The organism is Paenibacillus agricola (assembly GCF_011440305.1).
In the GTDB taxonomy this organism is placed as follows: Bacteria; Bacillota; Bacilli; order Paenibacillales; family NBRC-103111; genus Paenibacillus_S; species Paenibacillus_S agricola.
Window position 1 is genome coordinate 377151 of sequence record NZ_JAAOIW010000005.1, and the last position, 19644, is coordinate 396794.

The following is a 19644-nucleotide window of genomic DNA, read 5'->3' on the forward strand; positions in this document are numbered from 1 at the left end:
AAATCGCTGTCCGTTACATAACGCTATCCCTTGATTGAACCAAGCATGACACCCTGGGCAAAATATTTTTGCAGCCACGGATAAATAATAATGATCGGAAGCATCGATAGCACGATCGTCGCCATCTTGATCGTCTCCTGTGGAATTGCTGCCTTATCGCCTGCTGAGCCTGCATCCGGCCCGAAGCCGATGGCGTCAGAATCAATGATCATGGTCTTAATTAATACCTGTAGCGTCCACTTTTTGGAATCAGACAGGTAGATCATCGCATTAAAATACGTGTTCCAGTGCGCTACCGCGAAGAAAAGCGAGAACGCCGCAAGTGCTGGCATTGAAAGCGGCAGGACAATTCTCATAAACACGCCAAGATCGTTGCAGCCGTCGATTTTGGCGGCATCCTCCATCTCAGATGGAAGTGAATCCATAAAACTTTTGACTACGATCAGACTCCAGGCATTGGTAATACTCGGCAGGATCAGCGCCCAATACGAGTTCAGCATACCCAGCTCCTTAACGAGCAGATAGTTAGGCACGAGTCCCGGATTAAATACCAGCGTAACAATTACACAGCCTAATATGAGATTACGCCCTGGAAACCATTTTTTCGTCAAACCATAGGCCATCGTGAATGTAAAAACCAGATTGAATGCGGTTCCAACAATGGTTACCCATACCGTGCTTTTCAGGGCATTTATGAAATTATCGTTTCCGAGCACAAATTTATAGGAAGCGAACGACCACTGTTCAGGTACCAGATAAAATTTCAGGGGGACGTATACCTCGGGATCGGTTAGGGAAACGCTGACCACATATAAGAACGGGAACAAACATACCAAAGAAATAAAGGCCAGAAGCGTGTAATTAACCCAATCTACCGGAGTTAGATGTTTTTGGTGAACAAAGCTCAAGATGCTCCCTCCTTTCTCGTCAATAAATTCCCTCGTGCCCGAGCTTCTTCACTACATAGTTGGAGAGGAGCACCAGCACCAGACCGACCACGCCTTTAAACATACCTACCGTGACGCCCACACTGACCTTACCTTGAATGATTCCTTGTGTAAAAGAGTAAGTATCAAATACCTCTGCCACCGATGTCACAAGCGGGTTCATCATAAGCAGCACCTGTTCGAAGCCAACGTCAGCCATATGTCCCAAACGCAAAATAAGTAAAATGATAATGGTCGGACGGATCGCAGGTAAAGTGATATGCCAAATTTGCCGAAACCTTCCAGCTCCGTCCACTACAGCAGCCTCATACCGCTGCGGGTCGACACCGGCTATAGCCGCCAGGAAAATAATCGTTCCCCATCCTACATCCTTCCAAATATTTTGCAGCGTCAGTAACGCCCAGAAATAATTCGGATTGGTTAATACGGCAACGGGCTCCATACCGATTGCTACCAGCACCTTATTGACGATCCCGACATTCGTGGAGAAGATAAAGAACGTAAAGCTCACCACCACCACCCATGATAAAAAATGCGGCAGATATACGATCGATTGATGTAGCCTTTTCAACACTCCGTGACGCACTTCATTAAGCATGATTGCCAGCAGAATCGGTATAGGGAAAAAGAAGACCAAACTAAAAATGTTTATCAGCAGCGTATTCCTGAGCATGACATAAAACTGGGGACTCGAAAATAACGTTGAAAAATGCTTGAAGCCTACCCAATCGCTACCCCAAAAACCTTTGTAGGGGCTGTAATCCTGAAAAGACAGCAGCAGTCCCCACATCGGCACAAATTTGAATAAAAGAAAAAATATAAAACCCGGCATGACCAGTAAGTAAATGAAGCGGTATTTAACGAGCTTCATAAAAAATGATTGTTTACTTACACGTTTTACAGCTGATACGGTAAGCTGTGTTTCGATCCTACTCACCTCCCTTTGTTCAAGACCTTCCACAAATTCATTTTTCATTCGATGGAACTACGCTTGGTCCATGTGTCCAGTCCCCTTTCTCCTGCTTTATCTTTGGCGGTTCTAACCACATTGTATGTACCAGTCAACAGGCAAGAAAGAGTCAGATTTATACAAAATAGCCAATCTTCAGTTTATTCAGTCCATCACAAAATCTGTCATGTCCTTGCCCAGCGCGGACCATCCGCTTGAAAGGCTGATCTAACGGTGATTTGCCCTAAACATGCTCGGCGACATACCCACATGTTTCTGAAAGTGACGTTTCATATTTCTTTCCGAATAACCGATTGCTGCTGCAACATCTCCTACGTTTAGACCCGTATCCAGCAATAGACGTTTCACTTCCTCCATCTTGCATTCGATGACGTATTCCAGAAAATTGATTCCTGTCTCTTTCTTGAACAATCGACTCAGGTAGGATGGACTTAACCCGATAAACTCGGCGCATTGGACCAAAGAGACATCGGAAGAACAATTCTCTTTGATGTAATGGCTCACCTGTCCGATGGCATTCTTGCCGAAGGCGTTCCGGTGGTTTTCCGACATCCAGCGGTACATCGGGAACATAACATCCGTGAACCATTCGCAAATATCCCGGGACGTTTGCTTGCTCTTTAATTGATTGAACCAATTGCTTTCGAGCAACTCCAGGATATTGCCTCCCTGCTCCTCCAGGGAAGAAATTACCGCAGACAGCAACAAAAAATAGCTTTGATATACCGAATTGTAGGAGTGCGTCGTCCTCAGTACCTCGGAAAACTTGTGCAGCGCTTGTTCTGCCTCCTGAAGCTCGCCCTTTATTAATGAATCGACAATCGCATTTTCTAGATCCTTCGGGTAGCGGTGGTGCGTCTGCTTCCAATTGTTCTCCAGCTCTTCAATGAACAATACAGGCTCCATTTCATTAAATACCCTGAACAGTAAAGCGGACTCTGCCTCTCTATAGGAGACCGACATATCGGCGATATGCGTATAGAACCGGCCGATCCCCACCGAGACGTTGAGCTTGAGCACCTGCTCCAAAGTTTCATGGACAGTTCGGGCGAATTGCACCGTCAGCTCCAGCATCTTCGGATGCATAAAATCTTGAGGAAATTGCAGCAGTGCCGCGACATGGCCGTGCAGTGAAACAACGTATCCGGTTATGTGCTTGTGGGTATCAAGAAGCTCTTGCATCACATTTGTAATGGCGTATGTCAGAACAGGCTTATCCTTCAGCATAAATCTCGTTTCATGTTCAAGATTTTGAAGCTCTACGACTATCATTACATGCATAGCCTGGATCTGTATGCCATATATCCGGCAGTCGCTCATCAGGGACTCGTTACGCAGGTATTCGCCCTCTAGTAGTTGCTGCAAGCACCGTTCACGCAAAGTCGGTTCAATTTTATCAATATATTGGGTGAACTTTTCCGTTTCCCGGCTTAAATGATCGAAACATTCGCGGATAAACTCAAACTCGTTGTCCTTCTTTGAAATTAGCTCCGAATTAAAGCGGTTGCCGTATTTTAGCAACTGCTCAATCGGGCTGTAGATTCGCTTTGAGCTGAAATAGGTAAGCATAAGACCGATTGCAATGACGAACAGCAATACAAGGATCGTGCTAATTCGGATCCATGTGAGCCGTTCCGTAATCATTTCCTCGGGAATAATGGAAATATAGATTCGACCGAACGCATTCTTCGTATACGATATGGAAGCCGGACGACCGTCCAGCCCCGGTGCAACTATATTTCCTTTGCTCTGGCCTGAGCTGGAAATATAGTCCACCGTTTGTGAACGGATCTGATTTCCGAAAACTTCCTTCTGCCCATAGGAGAATAAATGCAGTTGATTCTGCTCATCAATCATAATGAATTCCTGCCGCTGCCCCTTCGTGGAAGTATCCCTGAACAAGTACCGGTTGATCGCAGCTGCCTCCATATGAAATACAAGCAGACCTTGCCCCAAGCCCATACCGGATCCGTTCAGTGGAAGCTTACGAACAAAGCTTATAAGTCCCTTATTAGAACTGTCGGGGGTGTTGGTGTTATACCAGCGTGTACGTTCTGAACCAGCCATATGCCATTCTATTTCACTTCGCATTGGAAACAAACGGATCGGCATGGCCCCGTAATAATTCGACAGCACAATATCTGGCTCGTCCTGGTTATAATAATAAACTTCGCTGACTAGACCATTGCTGTTCTTTTTTATATTAATGTCCGATAAGATTTCCAAGTGCTCCTCGAATGGATTCTCACTCTGTCCACCGGAAAGATTCTTCTGTTTCATAATGGGATTCATGGCCAGATCGTGCGAGCTTTGTTCAATGACCTGCAGGAACAGCTCAACCTGATCCTTAACAGATGTGAGTGCTGCTTGGCTTTCGCTAAAAATCTGCTGCTCCAGCTGATGCTTCGATATCTGGTAATAGATCGTGCTGGCAAGTAAGACTGGTATGCAAACGGTAATACATCCGGTCCATACGAGCAATTTTCTGTAGGAGCCTCGATTGCCCCGAGCTTGCGGCGTCAGAAATCGGATTACTCTTCCTATGGTTGGAATCATAATTTCCTCCACGGTGTCTTTTATTTTGATTTTACTATTTGTCCAACTGGCATATAAGGGACAAAATTTGCACTAGCATTGCGTTTAACCTAGCCTCAAACCCTGTATATGTTAAATAGTACCTGAATCCGTGATAGCTATTGCGCCCAACGTATGAAGGCGCTACCAAGACGTAGCGAGCCCGGCAACATATCGCAGCTTTTCCAATACACTCTTCAAGGTTCTCGTCCTCCTGCACGTTGGCACTCCACCATTATATTCCAATGTATTCCATATTTTACTGCTGCCAGCTGTACTTGTATAGAGAAAACATTTTTTCATTTTATCAGACAATTATATTATTTATTCAAGCTGTGGTATTTCTTACAAAATGAAACCTAGCGGTAACCCTTCGAGTATTAAGGCTATCGTATCCGTTCAATGCACGAATGCATGTATATTGATTTAAAGGTTTATATGCAAAAAAATCCTTTACCCTAGGGGAACCTTGAATGGCTTGAGCCGTTCAAGGTTTCTTTTTAGGCGAGGATTTGCGGGTCTACTTTGAAATAAAAAAATCGTTAAAAAATAGTCGGTACCATGCCCCCATCCATACGGATTGGAGAACCTTTAAATGCGGATGCATAAGGACTACATACAAATGTAGCTAGTCTACCTATTTCAATAGGCTTGATAAATCGCTGTATTTCAGATTGAGGTAGGTTTGTAGCCATAAATTCTTTCTCTTTTTCTGAAAAAGTCATATTTTCATTAGGGTACATACCCTCAATTATTTGATATACATTTTCAGAGAGTGTTGGTCCTGGCATGATCGTATTGACGGTAACTTCTGTTCCTCTTGTTAATTTAGATAAGCTTTTTGACAATGATAATAGCATTGATTTGGTCATACAATACTGAGGCATTTGTCCTGAAGGCATAATTGCTTCTTCACTCGCAATAAAGATAATGCGACCATAATCATTTTTCAACATTTTAGGTAAATAAAATTTAGATAATCCATTTGCAGCAAGAACATTAGTACGGAAGTATCTTTCCCATACTTCATCGTCAACGTCCTCATATCGCATAATTTCATAAATACCCATATTGTTAACTAAAATATCAATATTGGGGTATTTTTCAAATAAAGCTTCTCTTTGCTCCATATCCACAATATCGGCTGTAGCATTTTGAGGAGAGGTTGCCGGGAAATCTGACTTTATTTCATTTACAGTTCGTTCTACCTCTTCATCATTTCGTCCATTAATGAGTACATTAACACCTTCCTTGGCAAGTTCAATGGCAATTGCTTTACCTATACCTTTCGTTGATCCTGTAACTAAAGCTGTTTTATTGTTTAATCCCATATCCATGATACATTTCTCCTTTTAATTCACATTTTTAAAACAGTCTTGTGCTCCGGATAGGGATTATATTACCTTGTATAGATTGTTCAGTAACTAGCATATTGCGCCAAAGTTCTTGTTTAACACGCCAAATGATAAAACTCAGTAAATACTAGCTCTCTGTAGAATTGGTTAGGTACCTAAATGTTCAGTACGCCAATTTGAAGGAGTATCACCTTCCCAAAGGCGGAAGGCGCGGTAGAACGAGTTCTGGTCTTCATATCCAATCAAGAAAGCCACTTCTTTTATATCAAGCGAGGGGTCTGCCAAGTACTCTCGTGCCTGCTCATGTCTAGCTTGTATCAACAGACGCTTGAAGCCCGTTTTTTCGTCAGTAAGCCGGCGCTGCAAGGTACGATCGCTCATACCCAACTCCTTCGCGACAGCCTGAATGTCAGGGCGCCCTCCTGTGAGGCTACGTTTCATGATCCATTTGACCATCTCGGTAATTGAACGGCTGCGCTGCTGTTCATCCAACGATCGGTCCAGAACGGGAGTCAGGATCTCCAGCAACTCTTCGTTATACGAGACAAAGGGGCGGTCCAGATCTCTTCGATGTAGGGTCAACCGGTTACATTTGGCACCAATCCGGATTGGACAGCCGAAGTAAGCTTCAAGGGCCTGTACATCGCCCATTGTGTGCGAAAATTCGACGAGCTGCGCCGTCAAAGGCTGACCTGTACCCCGGCGCCCAAGCTCCAGAAGAAATGCCAGCGTGATACCAACCAGCATCGGCGGACCGGGTTGCTCGGTATACAACCATTCCAGTTCGATTGTACAGTGCTCGCCCTCCTCGGTGATACGTAGGCTTTCGGGGGGACACAGTTGTTTGTACCGAGCCATTCGGTTTAGAGCGTCGCGGTAGTCACGAGCGTGGTAAGTCGCTAAGACGGTCGGTGGGTACTTCGCTGTTTCAAAGACGGTCGCAAGCTTGATGATTCCTTTGGCAGTGTCACCAATGAGATCGGAATAAGCCTGCCAGATCGCGAAATATTGGGCGGTGGTGACTACTGGTTCAGTAATAATAGTGAGCGGCAGTTGTGCTTTGCGAGCTACGTCATGGGCGGCAATCCCTAATTGACGTAATCCTGCCCAAAATCCTGGCGGGATTTTAATACGGTCAGAGGTATGAGACTTCATACATATGGGCCTCCTTTAGTTGCTTCATTTTCATAAGTTTTGGTTGTTGTGATAGCAGAAAGCGACATCTTACTTGCCAATTACGCTGAATCTTAAGTACACATTAACGGAAAAGAACCTTAAACTCCACTTTCGCAGTGGTTTCTAAGGTTCTTTTGCATAAGCGGCAGAATTGAATCTCTGGGGTCAATTCATTTGGAAAAGCCTTTTTGTCCGCAAACTTTAATTATATAAATGACAAGCCGTATAGTGACCGGGAACAATTTCCTTGAATGCGGGCATCGTAACCGCACACTCCGTCATAGCATGCGGACAGCGTGTCCTGAAAGGACAACCGCTAGGTGGATCCAGCGGGCTCGGGATTTCACCCTTCAAAATAATGCGTTCGCGGGACCTCTCGACATGCGGATCAGGAATCGGAATTGCCGACAAAAGTGACTGGGTGTACGGGTGCAGCGGATTGGCATACAGAGCATCTGACGTCGTTACCTCGATCAGCTTGCCCAGATACATCACACCGATCCTGTCCGAAATATGCTTGACCATTGCCAAATCATGGGCGATAAACAGGTAGGTTAAATTACGCTCTTTTTGCAGCCGCTTGAACAGATTGACGACCTGTGCCTGCACGGAAACGTCCAAAGCCGAGATCGGCTCATCGGCAATAATGAACTGCGGCTCGATAGCAAGCGCCCTTGCAATCCCGATCCGCTGCCGCTGGCCGCCTGAGAATTCATGAGGAAACCGATTGGCATGCTCTTCATTCAGGCCCACGTCCTGGAGCAGCTGCACCACCCGTTCTCTCCGCTTGGCCCCTCTGTATAGATGATTGATATCCATGCCTTCTGCAATGATATTGCCAACTGTCATCCGTGGATTCAGCGATGCATACGGATCTTGAAATACCATCTGCATCTGGCTGCGGAACTGCTGCAAATTACGGCCGCGCAGCTTGTGAACCTCCTGACCGTTGAACAGAATATCTCCGCTTGTAGCTTCATACAAACGAATAATTGTGCGTCCCGCCGTCGATTTACCGCAGCCTGATTCTCCTACCAATCCGAATGTTTCACCGCGTTGTATCGCAAAACTGAGGTTATCGACAGCCTTTAAAACCTTGCCGCCTCCCATGTTAAAATGCTTTTTCAAATTGCGGACTTCCAGCAATGGAGTGCTGTTCATTGCGTTACACCTCCAGCTTCAATAGGCCGATCCACACGCGGCGCATCAGGATGCAGCAGCCAGCAGGCTGCGGAATGGCTGTCCGATACACTCCTGTGCTCGGGGTCGGTTTCTATGCATACCTTCATCGCGTAGGGACATCTCGCAGCGAATGCGCAGCCCGGTGGAGGCGCGAACAGATCCGGCGGAGTTCCCGGGATCGGTACCAGTTCACTATCAGCCGGTTGATCCAATCGCGGTATGGAACGCAGCAACCCCCACGTATAAGGATGCTGCGGATTGTAGAACAATTCATCGACCGTTCCCTGCTCGACTACCTTGCCGGCGTACATCACAAGAACACGCTGCGCCATCTCGGCCACAACACCGAGATCATGTGTAATAAGGATGATGGACGCTTCCGTTTGCTCGGCCAGGTTTTTCATCAGGTCAATAATTTGCGCCTGTATCGTCACATCCAGTGCTGTTGTAGGCTCATCTGCGATCAGCAGCTTCGGACTGCAGGCAAGGGCGATCGCAATCATCACACGCTGCCGCATGCCCCCCGAAAATTCATGTGGATACTGCTGCATTCGCCCTTCCGGATTCGAGATACCAACAAGCGTCAGAATGTCTACGGCCCGCCGGTTGGCTTCCGTAACGCTGACTTTTTTATGCTTTATGATACCTTCGGTAATTTGCTTGCCTATCGTCATCGTCGGATTCAAGGAAGTCATCGGGTCCTGAAAGATCATCCCGATTTCCGAACCGCGAATAGCTTCCATTTGGTGATTCGTACAGGTCGTAATCTCGGTCGTACCGTTAAATCGAATCGAACCTTCCTTGATTACACTGGGAGGCGACGGAATTAGTCTCATGATCGATTGCGCCGTTACCGACTTGCCGCAGCCGGATTCTCCTACGATCGCCAGTACTTCCCCTTTGTTCAGCTCAAAGGAAACACCGCGTACCGCTTGGACCTCACCGGCATACGTTTGGAACGAAACCTTCAGGTTGTGTACCTTCAATATGTTGTCTTTCATGGTGGTATCCTCCTGAATGTGTGACATCCTGCATCATTTGCGCATTTTGGGATCCAAAGCGTCACGCAGGCCATCGCCGAGCAGATTAAAGCTCATGAGAATGAGACTGAACAGGACGGTTGGGAAAATAACTCGATGCGGATACAGTCGAATCGAATTCGCTCCATCCGACAATAAAGCGCCCAATGAAGCGAGCGGAACCCGTATGCCCAAGCCGATAAAACTTAGAAATGCCTCAACGAAAATAGCCGAAGGAACAATAAACGTAATCTGTACAATAATAAGCCCAAGCGCATTCGGAACCAGATGCTTCATAATAATTCTTGCTCCTCCGGCGCCGAGCGTTCTTGCTGCCAGAACGTACTCCTGCTCTTTCAACGTCAGCACCTGTCCGCGGACGAGCCGCGCCATCGGCACCCAGCCGGTAATGGCATAGGCAATAATGATCGTTTGGAAGCCGGGACCAATAACTACGATTAACAGAATGGAAATTAACAGAAAAGGAATCGAATAAATAATTTCAATAACTCTTTGCATCATATCGTCGACGCGACCGCCATAATACGCAGAGATCCCTCCATAGAGAACCCCAAACACCAGATCCAGCAGTGCCGCAGTAACCCCGATTGCTAAGGAAATACGGATTCCCCACCAAACTCGAACCCATAGATCCCGGCCAAAATCATCCGTTCCAAACCAATGGACAAGAGAAGGCTTTTGATTTTTAACGTCATAATTTTGTGTTGCGTAATCGAAATGGGACAATAGAGGACCGGCAATAGACAGTACCGCCAGGGTAATCAGCGTAATCAAGCCGAACATCGCTAGCTTATTTTTTTTAAGACGTCGCCACGCGTCCTGCCAATAAGACATTGCCGGCCTTACGATAGCTTCACGACCAATCTGCTCACTGACCAGAGGCTCAAACAGTTCCTTGCGTATGTCCATTATTTGCTGCCCCCCTGAGTCAGTCGAATACGAGGATCGACAAATCCGTATATAATATCCGTAACAAATAGAACTGCCACCAACAAAAAGGAATAGAAAATAGTCAAACCGGTTATCATTGTATAATCATTTGAATAAATCGACTGCACAAAATGCTTTCCAAGCCCCGGCACAACAAAAATTTGTTCCACGACCAGCGTTCCCGTAATCAGATTAACGAATACCGGTCCCAGCACCGTCACCACCGGCAGGATCGCGTTGCGAAGGGTGTGGCGGATCACGATCGTACGCTGCGGCAGACCTTTGGCCTTAGCGGTTTTCACATAATCCAGACTCAAAACATCGAGCATGGATGTCCGCATCAGGCGGGCCAATATGGCAATCGTTCCGAACGACAACGCGATAGCGGGGAGCACGCGGCTGGAAGGACCTGTCCACATGCCGGTCGGCAGCCAGCCGAGCTTCACCCCGATGAAATAGGACAGCAGCGGCCCAAGCACAAAGGAAGGAATCGAAATACCTATAATCGCTGTGAACATGGCTCCAATATCCAGACCCTTGTTATGATTTAAGGAAGCGATAACGCCTAATATAAGGCCGACAACAATGGCGATCACTAGCGCCCACAAACCCAGCTCGAGTGAGGCAGGAAATCCCTGGGCAATAATATCCGTAACCTTGCGGGTCGGAAATGCGTAGGAAACCCCCAGATCACCGTGTATTACATTGTTCATATATGTTAAATACTGTTCCCACACCGGCTTATCCAGGCCATATTGGGCGTACAGCAATGCCTTCTGCTCCGCGGTCAGTTTGAGCGACTCTTCACCAAAAGGATCACCCGGCAAGTTTTTCATCAACACGAACGTAAACGTGACGATCACCCACAGGGTGATCACCATATAAATTAAACGCCTACCTATATAGCGCAGCATGTTTCCAGACCTCCTTAGTGCACAACTAACCACGCAAGCATCAATTGATGAGAGGGCCGTTCCGAGGATCGTCGGAATGGCCCCTTACCGAGCATACAGGTCAACCTGCCTTGTCACTTGTTTATTTAATCGAAACCCACTTCAGTTCCCATTCTTTAGACATGGCCGGTAAAATCAGTCCGTCCACATTTACGCGCTTCGCATAAGGTCTCGTTCTGAAATATAACGGAGCGAGCGGTGCATCGGTCATGAGCAGCTTCTCGGCATCAACCAGCATCTTGGAACGCTTAGCAAGATCGAGCTCCTTGTCCGCTCCTTTTACGAGATCATCATAGGCCTTACTGCTGTATTCCATATAATTAAAGGAGCTATTGTCAGACAACCACATATCGAGGAAGGTCATCGGATCATTGTAATCCGCGCCCCACAACCCGATCAGCGCTTCAAAGTTGTATTCCTGCATATTTTTCACGCGTAGTGCAAATGGCAGCGTTTCGCCTGTCACATCCACTCCCAGATTTTGCTTCCACTGGGCTTGAATAAATTCAATTGTTTTTTTCGATGTTTCCGTATCGTCCGATGTTAACTTAAACTTCGGCAGTGCTGTCATATTCAACTCTTTCAAGCCATCGGCCAGCAGTTCTTTCGCTTTAGCGGCGTCGAACTTCGGCTGTGTATCTCCCGCAGCTTTACGGAACTCGACTTTGTTTCCGTCCAGCACCGTACCCGGTACAAGTCCCGTGGACGGAATGGAAGAGCCGCCCAGCACCACATCGTTAAGCGCTTTGCGATCTATTGCCATTCCAAGAGCCTGGCGCACCTTAGCATTAGCAAATGCGGGAACCTTCTTATTTTGCAGCATGACATAGGCGGTCACGAATTCCTTTTTAAGCGTCAACTCCGGTTTGCCCTGGTACATCTGGAACTGATCGCCCTTCAATTCGGTCAAATCAACCTGATTCGTATCAAACATGTTCAAGGACGTATTCGGGTCTTTTACAATATTTACAGTTACTTTACTTAGCTTTACATTGGCTGCATCCCAATACTTGTCGTTTTTGACCATTACAAGCTGCTGCTCGTGATCCCATTTCTCCAGCTTAAACGGTCCTGCGCCGATCACTTTGTCGGCATCCGCACCGTACTTGTCTCCCTGTGTTTTGACGAATTCTGGCTTTTGTGGAAAAAAAGTAGGCATAGAGAGTTGGTCAGTGAAGAAAGCTACCGGACGTTCTAAAGTAATTTCGAGTGTTTTATCATCCTTGGCTTTCACACCCAAAGCTGCTTTTTTGGCCTCCAGCTCTTCCGGCTTAGCCTTGTTCATATCAGCCCCGCCTTTAATCCAAGCCAGCATCGTCGCATATTTCGCTTTTGTTACCGGATCCAGCGTCCGTTTATAGGCATACTCGAAATCTGCTGCCGTCAGCGCCGACCCGTCAGCCCAAGTCAAGCCGTCACGCAGTGTGATCGTATAGACCAGACCGTCAGCAGAAATTTGCGGCATGTCCTTGGCCAGAGCGGGTGTCGGTTTTCCTTCAGCATCCAACCGGTACAAGCCCTCATTAATCGCATTTAAAATCGTAAAGGTCGGATTCGTTGTTGCAATCGAGCTGTCCAGTGCCGGCGGCTCCGCGGAAAGGTTAATTCTGAACTCCTGAGCCAGAGCCGCCTCCCCCGACTCCCCCGTTTGCCCCTGGTTATCTTTCGTACAGCCCGCAATTACCGAACCTGCAAGCAATGCAGCCATCACTGTTGCTACTAGCTTATTCTTTTTCATAAATCGCCCTCCCAAAGCTATGATATGTATATTTTTGGAAACATTTTCAACTAATTTATTTATAATAGGCTATTTAACACCATATAATATCGTTATCAAAAATAAACTATACAACCTATGGTCAATTAAATCCAGTTCAACAATTTTCCAGTTCGCGCTCCCACAACTCGATAAAGTAAGAAAAACCGTCAGGGAAAGATCCCTGACGCCATGATTTGGTTTATTATGCATTGTTGTCCTCCTTTTATTCAAACCAAGTGTAGAAATACCTTCTGAATAATAGGGGAAATCTTGGGAACCCTAATGCATGCTGGAAAAGGAGCGGTGTTATCGAATGAAACTTATGGAAGTATTTGAACAGTCTATAAAAAAAACATTGGAACAACAACCGGACTTCAATTTCCATCGGGTTCACATTGACAGCGACATTATGGTGATTTGCTCGTATCTGGACACGATAGTCGACAAAGAACAGATCCAGAAATTGATATTGCTTCCTCTTATGGATATCCGTTTGGATAAAGAAAAAACACATCAAGAAAAGCTGGCACTTATTCGTGATAAGCTCTCAGGAGTATCCTATTCTACGGAATCAACCCCTGGGAAATGGGTTTCTAACATCATGGATGGCCGTTGTGTTCTTCTTATCGAGAACGATAATCAGGGATATATGCTGGATGTTTCCAAATTTAAACATAGAGGTATTGAGGAGCCAAAATCTGAGAAGATCGTTCGCGGTCCTGGAGAAGGCTTTACTGAGGATATCATGACAAACATCTCACTCGTTCGAGGCCGAATTAAATCTCCACAGCTTGTTTTCGAACCTTTCGAAATTGGCCAAACAACAAGAACAAAAGTAATGATGGCGTATATCAACGGCAAGGCGTCAGAGGCACGCATCCAAACTTATCGTGATCGGTTGAGAACCATACAGACCGACGCTATATTTGAAAGTGCAAATATTGAAGAGTGGATTGAGGAAAAAGAATTAACCCCCTTTCCCAGAATGATCAATACAGAACGTCCTGACGTCGTCAGCGCTCACTTAGTTGAGGGGAAAATCGTGATCCTAACCGATGGCACACCTTATTGTCTCATCGTCCCCGTTACTTTTTTTCAGTTTTTTGTAAGTGCGGAAGACTACTATCAGAGATCTCTTATTTCCACGCTTTTACGTTGGCAGCGGTTTTTATCGTTCCTGGTGTCGGTTTACACGCCAAGCATATATATTACTCTGACTAACTACAGACAAGAGATGATTCCTTCGGGGCTGTTAATCAATTTGGCGGCACAAAGGGAAGGTGTTCCTTTCCCTGCATTTGTAGAAGCGGCGATCATGCTTTTCATGTTTGAATTATTGCGGGAGGCCGGGATCCGCATGCCAACTGTTACAGGTCAAGCTATTTCCATTGTGGGGGCTGTCGTACTTGGCCAAGCGGCAGTTGAAGCCGGATTGGTTTCGGCAGCAATGGTTATTGTTGTCGGCATCACGGCAATTGCGAATTTTGTCTCACCCTCATTTAGTTTTGGAATGGCTCAAAGGATTCTTCAATTCTTATTTATGGCTTTAGCCGTATGTCTTGATTTATACGGTATTTTCTGCGGTACTCTTTTGTTGATTGTACACTTAGTGTCTCTTAAGACATCAGGAGAGCCTTATTTCTCACCTTTAGCACCACTCCAACCCAATCGCTTTAAGGATACATTAATCCGAGTACCTTGGTATAAAATGAAGCGTCCAAAGAGGTGATTTGACTATGAAGCGGTTTATTCGAATTGGGTTAGTATCGCTTGTGATTGCCTTCAGTTTATTATTGAATGGATGCGGTGATTTAAATGAAATTAATGAGTTAGCCATCGTTGATATGATCGGAGTTGATCAGGAAGAAGATGGAACTTACATGGCCTACTACCAGGTGGTAAACCCAAACGGTGTAGCTGGTTCAAAAAGCGGAGGCACTCGTTCACCGATCTACACGTATGAGTTCAAAGGGAAGACATGGGCCGAATTCACGGACACCGCTACAAAAACGATACCTAGACGGCTATTTATCAGTCATTTTCAGGCTTATATTGTTTCGGAACGCCTAGCCAAAAAAGGATTGGGTGATTTGATGAACTTCTTGGAAAATGACCCCAGCCGTCGAATGGCGACTTCCGTTTTTATTACAAAAAATCCAGTTCGGGACGTTATGAATACTTATGTCCCACTTGAAATGAATCCAGGCAAAGAACTTCGCAGTATTCAGCAGCTTCAGATCGAGGTGACTGGAAAAGCCGATAAAGATTCTCAGTTCAATGCAATCATTAAAAATTACAAAACCTCGCAGCTTACTTTTGTATCGAATATTTCGTTGTCCGGTCTTGAGCCATTTTCCACTACCAAACGTTTTGAAACGATTGAAGGAAATCGAGGTAATTTCCAATATACGGGTGTATCCATTATCAAACAAGGTCGATGGTTAGGCGAACTGAAAGCCACACAAATAGCTCCTCTTTTATTCATACTTGGCAAAAATAAATCATTGATGGAAAGTCTAGTGTTGGGTAAGAATGAATCCGCTCAGGTGCAGCTGGACGAAAAGCCCAAAATAGAAAACAAACTTGTCATCAACGGCCAAGACACATCTCTTCATATTACCATCAAGCCAAAGCTGAAATTAATCGCTATTAATCAAAAAGAAAGACTTGATTCTACAACCTTGCATCGTTTGGAAAAAATGTTCGATAAACAAATGACAGATCATGCGAAGGATCTGCTTAATATTGGCAGGCAGCATGATTGGGACTTGCTTGGAGTGGAAGAACAGATTAATCACAAATCAGGAAAAGCGTGGGCACCGCTAAAAGCTGATTCGAATAGTTGGAAGAACACGGAGGTTACCATTGACATTCACTCAACCATTGTAAAAATGGGAGTGTTACTAACCCCATACTAAGGAGGAGGGTGAGATGGAAAATGTACTATTATCGGTAAGACAGTTTAGATTGCTTATCGTCTTTTCTACGATGAGTACTGCTTTCTTTTTGCTTCCCACAGTTCTCATTACCAACGCTAAACAACACGCTTGGTTGGTGCCCCTCTGGACTGGAATAGTAGGAATAGGTAGTTCACTTTTGTGGGTTTACTTGGCAACGAAGTATCCCAAATTAAATTTGATCCAAATCTGCAGAAGTGTAACGGGTAAATATGTTGGGACAGTGATTGGCTTACTATTAATCTTCCAAATGGTACTCTTATGTGCATGGATACTCAATAATCTGGATGATTTTATGGCAACTACTATGCTGCCACATACGGACGAATGGATATTCGGTGCTTGCTTCCTCGTCATTGCAGTTTACAGCACAATTAAAGGGATCGAGTCGATTGCCAGAACAACAGAGTTTTTGGCACCTATCCTTATAATTGCATTTATTGGAATCTTCTTGCTCGTGATGAAAAATTGGGACGGGACCCATCTAACTCCTCTACTGGAGTTTGATTGGGATGGAATATTTCGCAAATCAAGCTTTATGATTGCATTCCCCTACATGGACGCCTTTTCTTTTATCATGATATTTCCGTATGTCAAAGCAAAGCCGGGTTTCATATATCTGCAAGGAGCATCCATAGCCACATTATTCCTGTCAACCATAACTTTTATTTTGATCGGAGTTCTTGGGGTGTCACGTGCTTCTCACCTTACGTTCCCTTTATTCAGCATGGCCCAGGAATTGTTGGTAAGCCCGTTCCTTGAACATTTGGAAGCTATCATCTCCCTCCAATGGCTAATCCTCGTGTTTATCAAACTGGCTCTAACCTTTTACTGCGTGGTAATAGGACTTGTGCATACCTTCAACCTTAATAATCGGGGGATGCTTTCACTTCCATTGGCGATCATCATGTTGGGGCTTTCTCAAAGCATGCATCAGAATATTATCGAAAATATGGAGTGGGTGGAAAAATATATACTGCTGAACCATTCTTTTTTTGCCGTGTGCATTCCAGCTCTGCTAATTATAATCCACTTCACCATTCGAAGGAGACGCGTATAATGTGGCCCCTTGGACTAAGTCTAGTGTTGGTAATTGCATTGTTCATCCATTATGTAAATAAGCAAAGACCAACAAGGGAATTGATTATATATTCATTGCTGTCCTTGATTGGGATTACACAGCTTGTTCTGCTTATTTTTGAAAAGCCTATCCGGGTGACGGTAATTATCGCATCCATCATTGACCTGTTGTTCAATACTGCTTCAGCGTAAAATCTTTTTCAACGACTTTCTCTATTTTTATTTCTATTTCTACTTCTTTGGCACTAGCATTATCAACTAGCGGTGGCTGTGCAGAAAATTACTTGCATTATACAACAAATTACCAAGTCGCTATTATAAAAAATTCCACGGAATGGATGGATTTAGTTGAGCAACTTTTTCTTGTGATCTTCAAATTCCTCTTTTGTAATTAATTCGTCTTTTAACAAATCACCTAACTTCCTTAACTCATCTGCAACTGAACTACTCGTAGCATTCCTAGAAGATGCATTATCAATAGAACTAACTATCTCATTGTGCTTCATTTTATCCTCCTCCTCATCAGCCCTACGAATTAATACTTTTAATAAGCTATGCCATCTTTCCGCGTCTTTTCTTGCATTTTGATATGCTATGGACTTTATATCAAATCCAATAATGGCTTGGACAGGCTCCAAGAAAGATATATACCAAGTGGGGTGATTGATATCATCTACAACGATTTTCATTTCTAGTTTATTTACCTTTTGAGAAATGGTTTGTGTTGCACCTGACGCTCCAACTAATGCTCCAATTCCTCCTGCTAATAATCCCCCTATCGCGGCACCAGCTAATTGACTTGATCGAGAAGTTGAAGAAATGGAGGTTCCATTTTCTTGTATTTCAGAATGTAATATGTCCTTGTATAAATATAGAATTGAATTTAAAACGAACGTTTCATTTATCCTCTTTCCGTTGGTAAATACAAAGCACACTTTCTGCTTACTATTGTCTAGAGCAATGGCTAGCAAATGATCTTCACTTATAAATATTTCGGTAGGAGTAAAATCTTTTGCCTCGGATATTTTTTTCCTTACCTGTGAAGCTTCATTAACCTTATAATCTTCTTTTTCCTTTTCCATACTTTTTAGTGAATAATACAATCCAATCAGTCCACATACCAATGCTACCAATGCCACCCATCCAAGTATTGGTGAGATAATAAAACAGGTTGAAACTACAAAAATAACAACTATGAAGGCTACAAATAATAAACAACCCATTATTAATCTCCCCAATCGTCTAAGTAAGAAGGATAAAAACAAACATTTAGAAATTATATGGCTTACCACAAAAAATATGACGGACTTATCGACATTATTCAATTCAAACCAATCTCAAGCCGCGCTTCATAAAAACACCACTCTCCCTTAGGTATTTCTCCCCATCTTCAACAGTTACGCAACATTCCTCGAAGGAAATAATTCTTGTTACTTCAACTACTTTCCCCTAAATTCTTACTTCAACCTGACAGCTTGTTTGTAGGCATTCATTTAAGTGCTTATCTGTTAAGATTAATCTTTTCACTTGAAACCCTCACTAGACATAATAAAAGCACACGTAAATTATAGGTATTAAAACCTAAAATTCACGTGTGCTTCTCGCTCCCCCACCGCAAATCGCTGTCGGGAAGCAACATTTCCGGTCTTTATTACAGTGTCATCCAGACCTTTACGTGAGGGTCGGATTCATTTCCCATTATTTTTTATCAATCTCTTTAAATTCGATTGTTGTGCCTAATTTGGAAGCCGAATCAAAATAAGCATAACGTTCCTTGCCCTTTTCCTGTTTAAAGAAAGCCGGCATTCCCTTGCTTTCCATCAATTGAATATGTTCCTCAAAACCATCGATGTGAAAAGTCATAAAGTGGATGCCTGGACCGTGCTTTTCTCTAAATTCCGTCCATGGACTAGCTTCGTCATAAGGTTCGATCAATTCCAGATAGATCGGTTCCAATGGAATAATAGCCGTTCTGCAGCGCGCTTTCCTATATTCGCCTCTGTGCCACACAAAAGGGGTGTTACCACCTTCCGGTGCAGGCGCTGCTTGGGAGGACTCAGACTCAGGCGATCTCGGTTTGGGCGCTCTCATCTTGGCGGGATCGAGCTTGAACAGTTCCACATAATACTGGAACGCTTCCTCCAGATTGTCCACGACGACACCTAGCTTGATGATTTGGTTATTTGATATTTGTTCCAAGTCAAACACTCCCTTAATTTAAAAATCCCCATGGGGTAAAGTACTGGAAGGCATCAGGATTTGGCTTGCGGTGATTCAGGGTCAAGCTGCATAAATTCAATCCGGTTGCCATCGGGGTCTCTGACCCAGCACTGCCAGTTCAAATCCGCGCCCATCTTAGGCTCAACATCCAAAGTAAGCCCTTTACTCTTTAAATGATTGGCAATTTCATGGATATCATTAACTTCCAAGCACAGGTGGTTATAGCCCTTTGTGACTTTGGTGTCGTTGTCGACTCCTTGTACGCCATTATAAAAAAGCTCAATGAATTGTAAATTAAGAACCTTGAGATAAACAATCCATGGCTCATTTTTGGCATTTTTCAATTCGAAGCAATTTTTAAATCCAAGGATATCACAATAAAATTCCAACGATTTTTCCATATCCACTACATTGTAAGCCGTATGACCGATTCCTTTAAACATATGAACTACCTCCGTTTAATTGTTTTTTGTTTTAGGTTTTTTTTGTCAAAGCAATGAT

At 44.4% G+C, this 19644-nt stretch carries 17 protein-coding genes; 4 read left to right on the plus strand and 13 right to left on the minus strand.

Translation table 11 applies throughout. The features are described from left to right. Nucleotides 1-23: 23 nt before the first annotated feature. The 10 genes from G9U52_RS16715 to G9U52_RS16760 all read right to left on the minus strand — a co-directional run bounded on the left by G9U52_RS16715 (nucleotide 24) and on the right by G9U52_RS16760 (nucleotide 12865). Nucleotides 24-908: a carbohydrate ABC transporter permease gene (locus G9U52_RS16715; RefSeq protein WP_166151515.1), complete on the minus strand. Its 885-nt coding sequence runs from the start codon at nucleotides 906-908 to the stop codon at nucleotides 24-26. 19 nt (nucleotides 909-927) lie between these two features. Beyond that, nucleotides 928-1818: an ABC transporter permease gene (locus G9U52_RS16720; protein ID WP_243767401.1), complete on the minus strand. Its 891-nt coding sequence runs from the start codon at nucleotides 1816-1818 to the stop codon at nucleotides 928-930. A 306-nt stretch (nucleotides 1819-2124) separates the two neighbouring features. After that, nucleotides 2125-4473 carry a helix-turn-helix domain-containing protein gene (locus G9U52_RS16725; RefSeq protein ID WP_166151519.1) on the minus strand — a complete coding sequence of 783 codons (2349 nt, stop codon included), beginning with the start codon at nucleotides 4471-4473 and terminating at the stop codon, nucleotides 2125-2127. A gap of 560 nt (nucleotides 4474-5033) precedes the next feature. After that, nucleotides 5034-5828 (minus strand): SDR family NAD(P)-dependent oxidoreductase, encoded by a 795-nt coding sequence (locus G9U52_RS16730; protein ID WP_166151521.1) that lies wholly within the window; start codon nucleotides 5826-5828, stop codon nucleotides 5034-5036. A 165-nt stretch (nucleotides 5829-5993) separates the two neighbouring features. Next, complete coding sequence (locus G9U52_RS16735) at nucleotides 5994-7001, minus strand: helix-turn-helix transcriptional regulator (RefSeq protein WP_166151523.1); 1008 nt, start codon at nucleotides 6999-7001, stop codon at nucleotides 5994-5996. Between the two features lie 222 nt (nucleotides 7002-7223). Further along, nucleotides 7224-8183 (minus strand): ABC transporter ATP-binding protein, encoded by a 960-nt coding sequence (locus G9U52_RS16740; protein WP_166151525.1) that lies wholly within the window; start codon nucleotides 8181-8183, stop codon nucleotides 7224-7226. Next, a complete protein-coding gene (locus G9U52_RS16745; RefSeq protein WP_166151527.1) occupies nucleotides 8180-9205 on the minus strand; it encodes an ABC transporter ATP-binding protein in 1026 nt (341 codons plus the stop codon). Before G9U52_RS16745 ends, G9U52_RS16740 begins: the two co-directional genes overlap by 4 nt. 33 nt (nucleotides 9206-9238) lie before the next feature. Next, nucleotides 9239-10153 carry an ABC transporter permease gene (locus tag G9U52_RS16750; protein WP_166151529.1) on the minus strand — a complete coding sequence of 305 codons (915 nt, stop codon included), beginning with the start codon at nucleotides 10151-10153 and terminating at the stop codon, nucleotides 9239-9241. Next, nucleotides 10153-11088 carry an ABC transporter permease gene (locus G9U52_RS16755; RefSeq protein ID WP_166151531.1) on the minus strand — a complete coding sequence of 312 codons (936 nt, stop codon included), beginning with the start codon at nucleotides 11086-11088 and terminating at the stop codon, nucleotides 10153-10155. Before G9U52_RS16755 ends, G9U52_RS16750 begins: the two co-directional genes overlap by 1 nt. Before the next feature lie 121 nt (nucleotides 11089-11209). Then, nucleotides 11210-12865 carry a peptide ABC transporter substrate-binding protein gene (locus tag G9U52_RS16760; protein ID WP_166151533.1) on the minus strand — a complete coding sequence of 552 codons (1656 nt, stop codon included), beginning with the start codon at nucleotides 12863-12865 and terminating at the stop codon, nucleotides 11210-11212. 334 nt (nucleotides 12866-13199) lie between these two features. On the opposite strand from G9U52_RS16760, the gene G9U52_RS16765 reads away from it, so the two are divergent. Genes G9U52_RS16765 through G9U52_RS16780 form a run of 4 tightly spaced genes read left to right on the plus strand, consistent with a single transcriptional unit; the run spans nucleotide 13200 to nucleotide 17115 of the window. Continuing rightward, nucleotides 13200-14615, plus strand: coding sequence for a spore germination protein (locus G9U52_RS16765; RefSeq protein ID WP_166151535.1), 1416 nt, complete (start codon nucleotides 13200-13202; stop codon nucleotides 14613-14615). Nucleotides 14616-14622: 7 nt separating this feature from the next. Continuing rightward, entirely contained in the window at nucleotides 14623-15804 is a 1182-nt protein-coding gene (locus G9U52_RS16770; protein WP_166151537.1) for a Ger(x)C family spore germination protein, read from the plus strand. Between the two features lie 13 nt (nucleotides 15805-15817). Beyond that, entirely contained in the window at nucleotides 15818-16903 is a 1086-nt protein-coding gene (locus G9U52_RS16775) for a GerAB/ArcD/ProY family transporter (protein WP_166151539.1), read from the plus strand. Next, nucleotides 16903-17115 carry a hypothetical protein gene (locus G9U52_RS16780; protein ID WP_166151541.1) on the plus strand — a complete coding sequence of 71 codons (213 nt, stop codon included), beginning with the start codon at nucleotides 16903-16905 and terminating at the stop codon, nucleotides 17113-17115. Before G9U52_RS16775 ends, G9U52_RS16780 begins: the two co-directional genes overlap by 1 nt. Nucleotides 17116-17267: 152 nt before the next feature. Here the strand turns inward: G9U52_RS16780 and G9U52_RS16785 are convergent, their stop codons facing one another. The 3 genes from G9U52_RS16785 to G9U52_RS16795 all read right to left on the minus strand — a co-directional run bounded on the left by G9U52_RS16785 (nucleotide 17268) and on the right by G9U52_RS16795 (nucleotide 19586). Further along, nucleotides 17268-18146, minus strand: a complete 879-nt coding sequence (locus G9U52_RS16785) for an SHOCT domain-containing protein (protein WP_166151543.1) — start codon at nucleotides 18144-18146, stop codon at nucleotides 17268-17270. A 475-nt stretch (nucleotides 18147-18621) separates the two neighbouring features. Further along, nucleotides 18622-19122 (minus strand): VOC family protein, encoded by a 501-nt coding sequence (locus G9U52_RS16790; RefSeq protein WP_166151545.1) that lies wholly within the window; start codon nucleotides 19120-19122, stop codon nucleotides 18622-18624. 53 nt (nucleotides 19123-19175) lie between these two features. Next, a complete protein-coding gene (locus tag G9U52_RS16795) occupies nucleotides 19176-19586 on the minus strand; it encodes a VOC family protein (RefSeq protein ID WP_166151547.1) in 411 nt (136 codons plus the stop codon). Between the last annotated feature and the right edge of the window lie 58 nt (nucleotides 19587-19644).